Source organism: Streptomyces sp. NPDC004647 (assembly GCF_040609575.1).
Taxonomy (GTDB): Bacteria; Actinomycetota; Actinomycetes; order Streptomycetales; family Streptomycetaceae; genus Streptomyces.
On the sequence record NZ_JBEXKU010000017.1, the window covers coordinates 61,129 to 71,860 of the forward strand.

At 68.3% G+C, this 10,732-nt stretch carries 7 protein-coding genes and 1 pseudogene; 3 read left to right on the top strand and 5 right to left on the bottom strand.

The window, feature by feature from the left end:
- Window positions 1–65: 65 nt before the first annotated feature.
- Window positions 66–1,178: a catalase family protein gene (locus ABZW18_RS10370; protein WP_356184865.1), complete on the bottom strand. Its 1,113-nt coding sequence runs from the start codon at window positions 1,176–1,178 to the stop codon at window positions 66–68.
- 157 nt (window positions 1,179–1,335) lie between these two features.
- Window positions 1,336–1,779, bottom strand: coding sequence for a MarR family transcriptional regulator (locus ABZW18_RS10375; protein ID WP_356184867.1), 444 nt, complete (start codon window positions 1,777–1,779; stop codon window positions 1,336–1,338).
- 361 nt (window positions 1,780–2,140) lie between these two features.
- On the opposite strand from ABZW18_RS10375, the gene ABZW18_RS10380 reads away from it, so the two are divergent.
- On the top strand, window positions 2,141–2,656 hold the full coding sequence (locus ABZW18_RS10380; protein WP_356184870.1) for a GNAT family N-acetyltransferase: 516 nt from the start codon (window positions 2,141–2,143) through the stop codon (window positions 2,654–2,656).
- Window positions 2,657–2,847: 191 nt separating this feature from the next.
- Here ABZW18_RS10380 and corA read toward each other — a convergent pair whose 3' ends face one another.
- Together corA and ABZW18_RS10390 are read right to left on the bottom strand one after the other, a co-directional pair.
- Window positions 2,848–3,942, bottom strand: coding sequence for a magnesium/cobalt transporter CorA (gene corA / locus ABZW18_RS10385; protein ID WP_356184873.1), 1,095 nt, complete (start codon window positions 3,940–3,942; stop codon window positions 2,848–2,850).
- A 166-nt stretch (window positions 3,943–4,108) separates the two neighbouring features.
- Window positions 4,109–4,528, bottom strand: a complete 420-nt coding sequence (locus ABZW18_RS10390) for a PPOX class F420-dependent oxidoreductase (protein WP_356184876.1) — start codon at window positions 4,526–4,528, stop codon at window positions 4,109–4,111.
- 306 nt (window positions 4,529–4,834) lie between these two features.
- On the opposite strand from ABZW18_RS10390, the pseudogene ABZW18_RS10395 reads away from it, so the two are divergent.
- Window positions 4,835–5,031, top strand: a pseudogene (locus tag ABZW18_RS10395) (capsule biosynthesis protein CapD); the annotation flags it as partial.
- A 660-nt stretch (window positions 5,032–5,691) separates the two neighbouring features.
- Window positions 5,692–9,069, top strand: coding sequence for a pyruvate carboxylase (locus ABZW18_RS10400; RefSeq protein ID WP_356184878.1), 3,378 nt, complete (start codon window positions 5,692–5,694; stop codon window positions 9,067–9,069).
- A 78-nt stretch (window positions 9,070–9,147) separates the two neighbouring features.
- On the opposite strand, the gene ABZW18_RS10405 is transcribed toward ABZW18_RS10400, so the two are convergent.
- Window positions 9,148–10,209 (bottom strand): PP2C family protein-serine/threonine phosphatase, encoded by a 1,062-nt coding sequence (locus ABZW18_RS10405; protein ID WP_356184955.1) that lies wholly within the window; start codon window positions 10,207–10,209, stop codon window positions 9,148–9,150.
- Between the last annotated feature and the right edge of the window lie 523 nt (window positions 10,210–10,732).

The following is a 10,732-nucleotide window of genomic DNA, read 5'->3' on the forward strand; positions in this document are numbered from 1 at the left end:
CCCGGTGCCGCCTGTCCCTGCCGGGGAGCCCGCGGGGGACAGGCGTCCGGACTCGGCCCAGGAGTTCAGCCCAGGAGTTCGGCGCTGCTCGCCGGCTCCTGACGCGGCTGGCCGTTGAGACGGTGCCGCTCGATGGAGGAGCGGCGGTACACCTCCTCGCGTACCCGCTGGATCTCGCCGATCGGCCGGTGGTCCTCGCGCGAGCGCCACGGGGTGATGGAAGTTCCGTCCGCGGCGGCGAGGTTCTCCTCGTCCGAGATGTCCTGGCGGGGGATGGCGATCCGGGCCACGGTGACCCAGGGCGAGAGCTGTTCCGGCCACTCCACCGAGGTGTTGTCGACCGGCATTCGCGTCAGGTCGGTGTTGAGCTGCACCTGCAGTTCGAAGGAATGGTCGCGCTCGCCCGCCTCCGCCACGAGTGTGTTGCGGAAGGCCTCGCCGTCGGACAGCACATCGACCCCGCCGTGCTCGATGCCCGCCAGCGAGCCCGGGGTCGGGACGGTCCGCACCTTGGCGATGTGATCGCCGTACCGGAAGGCGCCCATGCTGTTGTACGTGTACGAGAGGAGGTTCTTCCGCGGGACCTGGGCGAACGACAGCATCGCGAACAGTTCGTCCCACAGCCACTCGTCCGCAGTCTGCAACGTTCCCTGGCGGGTGAGGAATTCACCCATCCACGACTTCCGCCGCGCCGGGTTCACCAGTGCGTCGGGCAGCTCGGCGAACAGCCGCTCGATCACCATGTAGTCGTACGCCGTATTGGCGAAGAAGACCCGGTTGTTGATCAGGTTGAGGTCAAAGGTGGTCGCCTCGGCCTCGTCCGTCAGGAGCGACGTGCCGGGCACGCCGAACATCTTGATGCCCATACCGCAGGCCGCGCCGAGCAGGGAGTCCGCGCGCAGGTGGCCGAGCCCGTTGGAGTAGCGCACGACGGCGTCGTAGGCGGCCGGGCCGGCGAAGATGCCCTGGGCGTACGGCTCGGGCGGCTCACCCACCGTGACGGTGGCCTTCACCAGGCCGTACGTCTTGCCGTGGGCCGTACGGACCGCGCGGCCCACACCCTGCCGCTCAACGGATTCGCGGGTCCTCTGCGCGACATTGCGCACGACCTCGTCGAGCTCCTCCTGGTAGGTGGGGCGCTCGACGGGGGTGTACGCCTCGTACCTGACGAAATCCATGAACGACACTCCTTTTTATGACCTTTGCGATCTCCGTGATCCACGGTCGGGCGGCTCGCCCACCAGAAAGATAGTGCACAATTTAATTGTGCACGATGTAACTGCGTGTGATTGATCCCACTCCACGACGCGTCTCGTTCAGGCCGGCGAGGCCTGCTCAGCTCAGCCGGTCGATGAGATCCCGCAGCTGTACGCGCAGCCGCTCCGACTCCTCGGCCGACATGCCGTAGCTCCGCCCCATCGCTCCCGGCACCTGCTCGGCCCTTGCCCTCAGCGCCTCGCCCTTCTCCGTCGCCGCAATGGTGACCAGCCGCTCGTCGTCCGCCTGCCGCTCCCGCCGCACCAGCCCCGCCGTCTCCAGCCGCTTCAGCAGCGGTGAGAGCGTGCCGTAGTCCAGCCCGAGGACGGCGCCCAGTTCCTTCATCGGAACGTCGCCGCGCTCCCAGACCGCCAGCATCACCAGGTACTGCGGATAGGTCAGCCCCAGCTCCGCCAGCACCGGCCGGTACGCCGCCGTCACCGCCCGCGAGGCGGAGTGCAGCGCGAAGCACAGCTGGTCGTCGAGCGCCATGGACACGGCCGGAGATCTGATCTCACCCATGCTCCCCATTCTCTGCGATCAGCCGATGGGGGTAGTCCTCGCCCTACGCCCGCCGGTGCACCACCCGCACAGGTCGAGGGCCTGTGCGGATGCTACGGCCATCCGTACCGCCTGCGCGCGTTCTGGTGCTGAAGAGACCGTGCCCGCGGAGCCGCCCCGCGCCGCTCATCCGGAGGGTCCCGGAATTCTGCCAACTCCGTTCCGTGACACAGCATGCGCGAACCGTAATCGATTGGCGTGAAACCACCTTGAATCGCCCGAGGAGCGGCAAAAGACTTCACCTACAGCAAAGGCGGATAAGCCCTCCCGAGAGGGCTCCGCGGCACATCAGTCACGTTCGCAAATGTGAGGAGACCGCCGAATGCCCGACGCCGGGCCCCGAAGCACCGCGCACCCGATCACGCTGACCGACGGCACCGCCACCCGGACCCGGGAGGTAACCCCCGCTGACCTCAGACCGATCCAGGCGCTGCACCACCGTTGCTCGCTGGACAGCCGAGCCCTGCGCTACCACGCGGGTAAACCCGAGCTGTCCCGGGCCGGATGGCGGCTGCTCTCCGACCCGGAGCGCGGCACCACCTTGATCACCACCACGGCCGAGCGCACGGACCGCATCATCGCCATGACCAACGTCATGCGCACCGGTCGGCAAGGTGTGGGCGAACTCGCCGTGCTGATCGAGGACGCATGGCAGTCCAAGGGACTGGGCACCGCACTGGCCGCACACGCGGCCGACGTGGCTCGCCGGAGCGGTCACCACACCCTGACCGCCGCGGTCGCCGCGGTCAACGCACCGATGCTCCACGTCCTGGAGAGTCTGGACGCGCCGCCCACCCGCGGCCCCGGGCCAGTCATCGACATCCACATACCGCTGTAGCCGAGCTCCGTGCAGCGCTGTGATCGGGCGGTGGCCCGGGAGGACGGTCACATCCGGGTGCGGCGGAGTCAATGCCGCAGGCGAGGTGGTCCTGCGAGGACTTCTCCGCTGCTGCGCCGACCGTCCGCCGGCCCCCGCAGGGAAACCGCCCACTCCTGCCCGCGTGGCCGGCCGGTCGGCGGCCGCTTCGGTCACAGCCAGCCGTTGCGGCGGAAGCCGCGGTGGATCGTGACGCAGGCGGCCGCGATGACGCAGAGGACAAGCGGGTAGCCGTATGTCCAGCGCAGTTCGGGCATGTGGTTGAAGTTCATGCCGTAGACGCCGCACACCATCGTGGGGACGGCGATGATTGCGGCCCAGGCGGTGATCTTGCGCATGTCCTCGTTCTGGGCCACGGTCACCTGGGCCAGATGAGCCTGCAGGATCGAGTTGAGCAGGTCGTCGAAGGAGGCGACCTGCTCGGTGACCCGGGCCAGGTGGTCGGTGACGTCTCGGAAGTACGTCTGGATGTCCGGGTCGATCAGCGGCATGGGCTGGGTGGAGAGTGCCTGGAGGGGGCGGCTCAGCGGTGCTACGGCTCGTTTGAATTCAAGTAGTTCGCGCTTGAGCTGGTAGATCCGTCCGGCGTCGACGCCCTCGGTGCGTTGGAGGGCGAAGACGTCGGTCTCGACCGCGTCGATGTCGTTCTGTACGGCGGCGGTGACGTCGAGGTAGTCGTCGACCACGTGGTCGACGATCGCGTGGAGCACGGCGGAGGGGCCTTTGGCGAGCTGTTCGGGGACAGCCTCCAGCCCTTCGCGCAGGGGGCCGAGAGAGCCGTGGCGGCCGTGCCGGACAGTGATGAGGAAGTCGGGTCCGGCGAAGACCGTGATCTCGCCGGTGTCCACCACTTCGCTGGTCGCCGTCAGCTCGGCGTGCTCGACGTAGCAGACGGTTTTGAGGACGGCGAACAGGGTGTCGTCGTAGCGAACCAGCCTGGGCCGCTGGTGGGCGTGTACGGCGTCGTCGGCGGCAAGCGGATGCAGGCCGAACAGCTCGGCGATCCCGGAGAATTCCTGTTCGGTGGGTTCGTGCAGACCGATCCATACGAAGCCGTTGCCATCCTTGCGCACCCGCTCGACGGCCTCTTCCGCCGGGCAGTGGCCCACTTGGCGTACGCCGTCCAGGTAGACCACGCAGTTCACGACCGCGCTGCCGAGCGGGGACCGGACCGGGTGGCTGAGATCCACCTTCCGGCGGGCTCCGGGGAGGCGGACCGCCCTGCGTATGGTGCGCATCATCGACATGTCGAGCTCCTTCGGCTGGGCGGGCATTGCCCCAGGTCTCACGGACACTACCGACGAGAGCCGCTACGACCGCAACCACCGGGTGGTCCGCATCGGTCAGGGCGCTCCCCGCAGTCCGCCCCCGCCCACGGAGGCACCGCCGGAGGTCTTTGATGCCGGGGCGGCGTCACCCGGCCTGGCTGCTGTCCTTCAAGGAGCCCCAGCCGTGCCATCGGTCGATCTCGATCCAGGCACTGACGCGGCGACGGTCCCGTTGCGGATACGGCATTCCGAGGTAGCGCTGGGCCAGCCGGTCGATGTCGGCGAATTCCTTGTCCTCATGGAGATCGGTGACCCGGCCGACAAGGCTGATCTGCGTGTACCAGTTGCCTTCGTCGAGCACGGTGAGCGTTACCCGGGGATCGTTGCGCATGTGCTCCAGCCGCTTACGGCCCTCGTCCATGTTGACCAGAACCCGGCCTCTTTCCCAGAGGTACCAGGTAGCCGTGGAGACCGGGTGGCCATCCGACCGCAACGTCGCGATGACGGCCGGATTGGCCTTTGCCAACATGGCGACTGCCGCTTCGGGAAGCGGAGGTTTCGACATACGAGGCGCTCCTCACTGCATGGTTGATCGCCCAGGCGGCATATTGCTGACCCAGCGTCACACATTCCCTGTGCCGATGGCGGGACGCGCTACTGGTTCGTGAGCAAGAGCGGGCAAGGTTTGTCGACGGTTTTGGGCAGCACCCAGCGATCAGACAGCTCGAAAAAACGTCGATGAGAAGCTGACAACGCTGGAAGGGTGTCCGCGTACTCGTTGAACGGCTCAGCCAGGTACGGATGAACGGCCCAGTTGTCGGTACTTGTTGGGGCCAACGCTCGTCACAGCCCGGCAGCAGAGCTGTTCGTCGAGATCAGCCGTGCACAGGCCCAACAGCAGAAGGCTTCCTACCTGGGAGACGAGACCGCGGATGCGGTGCTCGACCTCGTGGACCGGACACCAACGACGAACTGTTGAAGGTGCACGACACCGTATCGCTGGAAGCCGGCTCCCCAGCCCGCCCATTTCAGCAGTGGGCCTCGGAGAACGCCGCTGCCTTCCGTTGAGCGTCTGGTCCTGAGCACGTTCATCCGGCCGCGGCGCTGGGCGCATTCAGCTTCCAAGAGAGCCAACGGTTGTTTCGTTGTTCCCCGAGGCCGGAATCGTCACGCCTGAAGCGGCCGGCTTGACCTTGACCCTGCGTCAGGGTTGGAACATCGGCTCATGATCACCTCACGCCAGGCGCCGCTGGGGCGCTTCTACGAAATCGAGGGACGGCGCCTGTTCCTCCACCGCTCGGGCGCCGGAGGCCCGGCCGTGGTGTTCCTGCCCGGCGCCAGCGCGGTCGGCCTGGATTACCTCAACATCCACGACCGGGTCTCCGGGTTCATCACATCCGCCGCGGCCTTCGCCGACCCGGAGTTCCAGCGCCTCTACCTGGCCTGCGACGAGGTGCTGGACCGGGATCCCGACGACCCCAGGTTCACCGACCCGGTTGCAGGCCGAGCGCGAGCGTTCGCGGTGAGTCCTGGGCGAGATCGACGAACCGAGAGGCAGCGCCCGGCCACACCCCGTAGCGCACCGCGGGACGGATCGGTCGGCGAGACACGACTCACGGCACCCGCCCACGAGAATTGGATCACACCGGGGCACCCTTTTGCGCCGCGCGGGCAGTACTGTCGCCGACAAGCTTGCGCTCGCACGGGGCAGGTAGAAGGGATACGGGCATGTTCCGCAAGGTGCTGGTCGCCAACCGTGGAGAGATCGCCATCCGCGCTTTCCGGGCCGGCTATGAGCTCGGGGCGAGAACCGTCGCCGTGTTCCCGCATGAAGATCGCAACTCACTGCACCGGCTGAAGGCCGACGAGGCCTACGAGATCGGTGAGCCGGGGCACCCGGTGCGGGCCTATCTCTCCGTCGAGGAGATCGTCCGCGCCGCGCGCAGTGCGGGTGCGGACGCGATCTACCCCGGGTACGGATTCCTGTCCGAGAACCCCGACCTCGCGCGGGCGTGCGAGGAGGCGGGTGTCACGTTCGTGGGCCCGAGCGCGGAGATCCTCGAGCTGACGGGAAACAAGGCTCGCGCCGTGGCCGCGGCCCGTGCGGCCGGCGTGCCGGTGCTCGGTTCCTCCGAGCCGTCCACCGATGTTGACGAGCTGGTGCGGGCCGCGGACGAGCTCGGCTTCCCGGTGTTCGTCAAGGCCGTCGCCGGCGGTGGGGGCCGCGGTATGCGCAGGGTCGAGGACCCCGGGGCGCTGCACGAGTCCATCGAGGCGGCCTCGCGCGAGGCCGAGTCCGCGTTCGGGGACCCGACGGTCTTCCTGGAGAAGGCCGTCGTCGAGCCCCGGCATATCGAGGTGCAGATCCTCGCCGACGGCGAGGGCAATGTGGTCCACCTCTTCGAGCGCGACTGTTCGGTGCAGCGTCGGCACCAGAAGGTCATCGAGCTGGCGCCCGCACCCAACCTCGACCCGGAGCTGCGCGAGCGGATCTGCGACGACGCGGTGAAGTTCGCCCGGCAGATCGGCTACCGCAACGCGGGCACCGTGGAATTCCTGCTGGACCGCGACGGTCGGCACGTGTTCATCGAGATGAACCCACGCATCCAGGTCGAGCACACGGTGACCGAGGAGATCACCGATGTCGATCTCGTGCAGTCGCAGCTGCGTATCGCCGCCGGGCAGACACTGGGTGACCTCGGGCTGTCGCAGGAAACTGTCCATCTGCACGGTGCCGCACTGCAGTGCCGGATCACCACCGAGGACCCCGCCAACGGATTCCGCCCGGACACCGGCATGATCAGCGCCTACCGTTCGCCGGGCGGTTCGGGGATCCGCCTCGACGGCGGCACCGCCCACGCCGGCACGGAAATCAGCGCTCACTTCGACTCGATGCTGGTCAAGCTGACCTGCCGGGGCCGGGACTTCGCGACTGCGGTCGGCCGCGCCAGGCGCGCCGTGGCCGAGTTCCGTATTCGCGGCGTGTCGACGAACATTCCCTTCCTGCAGGCCGTACTGGACGATCCGGACTTCCGGGCCGGAAACGTCACCACGTCCTTCATCGAGCAGCGCCCGCACCTGCTGACCGCACGGCATTCCGCCGACCGCGGCACCAGGCTGCTGACCTACCTCGCCGACGTCACGGTGAACAAGCCCCATGGCGAACGCCCGCGACTGATCGACGCGACCACCAAGCTGCCGCGGGTGCCCGCCACCGAGCCGCCCGCCGGCTCCAGGCAGAAGCTCACCGAGCTCGGCCCTGACGGTTTCGCGCGGTGGCTGCGCGAGTCGCCGACGATCGGTGTCACCGACACCACCTTCCGGGACGCGCACCAGTCGCTGCTCGCCACGCGGGTACGGACCAAGGACCTGCTCGCCGTCGCCCCGGTGGTGGCACGGACCATGCCGCAGCTGCTGTCCTTGGAGTGCTGGGGTGGCGCCACGTACGACGTTGCCCTGCGCTTCCTCGCCGAGGACCCCTGGGAGCGCCTCGCCGCATTGCGCGAAGCGGTACCCAACATCTGCCTGCAGATGCTGCTGCGCGGTCGCAACACCGTGGGCTACACGCCGTACCCGACCGAGGTGACGAACGCCTTCGTGCAGGAAGCCACGTCCACCGGCATCGACGTCTTCCGGATCTTCGACGCGCTCAACGACGTCGGGCAGATGCGCCCCGCGATCGACGCCGTGCGGGAAACGGGATCCGCCATCGCCGAGGTCGCACTCTGCTACACCTCCGACCTGTCCGATCCGTCGGAAAAGCTGTACACGCTCGACTACTACCTCAAGCTGGCCGAGAAGATCGTGGCCGCGGGCGCGCATGTGCTGGCGATCAAGGACATGGCGGGGCTGCTGCGCGCCCCGGCCGCGGCGACGCTTGTCTCCGCGCTGCGCAGGGAATTCGACCTGCCGGTGCATATTCACACCCACGACACCGCGGGGGGTCAGCTCGCCACCTATCTCGCGGCTGTCCAGGCCGGTGCGGACGCGGTGGACGGGGCGGTGGCCTCCATGGCGGGCACCACCTCACAGCCGTCGCTGTCGGCGATCGTGGCCGCCACCGACCACTCCGCCCGGCCCACCGGGCTGGACCTCCAGGCGGTCGGCGCCCTGGAGCCGTACTGGGAGGCGGTGCGCAAGATCTACGCGCCGTTCGAAGCAGGCCTCGCCTCGCCGACCGGGCGCGTGTACCACCACGAGATCCCCGGAGGGCAGCTGTCCAACCTGCGCACCCAGGCCATCGCCTTGGGACTCGGCGACCGCTTCGAGGAGATCGAGGCCATGTACACCGCCGCGGACCGGATCCTCGGTCACCTGGTGAAGGTCACCCCGTCGTCGAAGGTGGTCGGCGACCTCGCGCTGCACCTGGTCGGGGCAGGGGTGCCGCCGGAGGACTTCGAGGCCGAGCCGAACAGGTTCGACATCCCGGACTCGGTCATCGGGTTCCTGCACGGTGAGCTGGGCAACCCGCCGGGCGGGTGGCCCGAGCCGTTCCGCAGCAAGGCGCTGGAGGGCCGCGGGGCCCCCAAGCCGACGCCGCGTGAGCTGTCCGCCGACGACCGTGAGCAGTTGGAGAAGGACCGGCGCGGGACGCTGAACCGGCTGCTGTTCCCCGGGCCGACGAAGGAGTTCGAGACACATCGTGAGGCCTACGGCGACACGAGTGTGCTGGACAGCAAGGACTTCTTCTACGGGTTGAGCCAGCGGCAGGAGTACACGGTGGACCTCGAGCCCGGTGTCCGGCTGCTGATCGAGCTGGAAGCCGTCGGCGACGCCGACGAGCGCGGCATGCGCACGGTGATGTCCACGTTGAACGGCCAACTGCGGCCGATCCAGGTGCGGGACAACTCGGTGGCCTCCGATGTTCCGGCGAGGGAAAAGGCCGACAGGTCCAACCCCGGCCACGTCGCCGCGCCGTTTGCCGGCGTGGTGACGCTGACGGTCGCCGAGGGCGACCAGGTGGAGGCCGGTGCCACCGTGGCGACCATCGAGGCGATGAAGATGGAAGCCACTATTGCCGCGCCGAAGGCCGGGGCGGTGTCCCGGGTCGCCATCAACGCGATTCAGCAGGTGGAGGGCGGAGACCTCCTCGTCGACCTCGTCTGACTCGGCCCATCCCGGGGAGGCGGGCGACGAGCTTCCCGGATGCGGCTGATCTCGGGCTGCGACTGCGCCACCGACTGGTCACGTGGGCGTGGGGAGGCGTTCGATCGCGATGAGGGCGGCGTCATCGCCCAGCCGTCCGCCGACGTGGTCGAGCAGGTCACGCCGGAGGTGATGCAGGAACGCGTCGGGGTGGCTCTCCGTCCAGCGCGTGATCCGTTCGGCGAGTGGATAGAAGGCTCCGGTGGCGTCGCGGGCCTCGATGACCCCGTCCGTGTAGAGCAGCAGGAGGTCTCCGACCTCGAACTTGAAGGTGTCGAGGTGGTAGCTGGGCTGCGCCAGTTCGCCGAGGCCCAGTGGAGGCGCCGGGTGGTAGGCATCGAGTGTCGTGACGCGGCCGTTTCGCAGCACCATCGGTGGCGGGTGCCCACAGTTGATCATGTCGATCCTGACGTCCTCGTCGGGGATGTCGACGATCGCGGCGGTGATGAAGGTCTCCCCGGCCTGGTCGGTCTCACCGGGTTCGGCCAGGTTCCAGCAGACGCTTCCATCAAGGTAGGCCACCAGTTCGATCAGAGTCGCCTGGCGGTGGGCGGCGGCCCGGAACGCGCCGAGCAGCAGGGCGGCGTCACCCACGGAAGTCATGCCTTTGCCCCGCACGTCGCCGACGATCAGCCGGGTTCCGGAGCTGGTGCGTGCGGCTGCATAGAGGTCGCCGCCGATCTGGGCCTCGGCCTCGGCGGCAAGATAGAGGGAGGCGAGTCGCAGCGGTCCGATGTGCTTGGGCAGCGGCCGCAGGACGAGGCGCTGGGCGGTCTCGGCCACGTACCGGACCTGTGTCAGCTCTCTGGCGCGGCGCTCTCGCAGCACGCAGAAGATCACGAGGCTCGATCCGACCAGGATCAGGGCGATGATCTGTGCCTGGTGGTTCGCCGAGAACAGCTCGTCACGATCGCGCAGCACCGCGATGATCGCCTGTGCCACCACGGCGAGGGCGCCGACCAGTCCGGTCAGCCAGGGGCCGGCGAACGAAGCGGTGATCGCGGGGGCTGCGACCAGCAAGGGACCGAGGTGGATGTCTGGCGGCGCAAGAACGTCGATCACGACGACCGCCACCATCAGTGCTATCGGGATGGACACCATCGCCTGACCCGCTCGCGCTGACTCGCGAAGATCAACGAAGCGCTGCACCATACCTCCTCTGTACACCTGCCGTCCTCGGTGTGCACACCGAGGCAGAGGCTGTCGAGTACCTCCGGAACCGACCAAACCGATCCAGGAGCCCGCCCGTGACCTGTATCGCGCCCCGCGGGCACGGCTCCGCCGACGGCCTGGCACAGGGAACGCCTCGAACACCCCGCCCCATACGACCCCGACGGCCTCTTCGCCTCATATTTGGGCGTTGTCACCGTGGAGGCGACAGCCGAAAACGCGGGGCCCGCACGAGAGTCGGCCGGGCCCCGCGTTCGATCGCAGGATGGGTCGGGCGAGCGGGGGCCCGTTGCAACGGCCGAGCTGCTGGTGGTAGCCGGGGTCAGCGATGTGATTGTCCTTGCCGAACTCGGGCCCGTTCTTGATCTCATCCTTGGCCCGCGCGACGAACATGGTTCGGCGCCGTGGTCGACGCCGCTGATCGTGCCGGCGGGCAGCAGGATGCTTGCCGAAG

Excerpts from the sequence above, each read along its gene's own strand:
- ABZW18_RS10370 (WP_356184865.1), bottom strand. The coding sequence starts at position 1,178 with ATGGATTTCGTCAGGTACGAGGCGTACACCCCCGTCGAGCGCCCCACC.
- ABZW18_RS10375 (WP_356184867.1), bottom strand. The coding sequence starts at position 1,779 with ATGGGTGAGATCAGATCTCCGGCCGTGTCCATGGCGCTCGACGACCAG.
- ABZW18_RS10380 (WP_356184870.1), top strand. The coding sequence starts at position 2,141 with ATGCCCGACGCCGGGCCCCGAAGCACCGCGCACCCGATCACGCTGACC.
- corA (WP_356184873.1), bottom strand. The coding sequence starts at position 3,942 with ATGTCGATGATGCGCACCATACGCAGGGCGGTCCGCCTCCCCGGAGCC.
- ABZW18_RS10390 (WP_356184876.1), bottom strand. The coding sequence starts at position 4,528 with ATGTCGAAACCTCCGCTTCCCGAAGCGGCAGTCGCCATGTTGGCAAAG.
- ABZW18_RS10400 (WP_356184878.1), top strand. The coding sequence starts at position 5,692 with ATGTTCCGCAAGGTGCTGGTCGCCAACCGTGGAGAGATCGCCATCCGC.
- ABZW18_RS10405 (WP_356184955.1), bottom strand. The coding sequence starts at position 10,209 with ATGGTGTCCATCCCGATAGCACTGATGGTGGCGGTCGTCGTGATCGAC.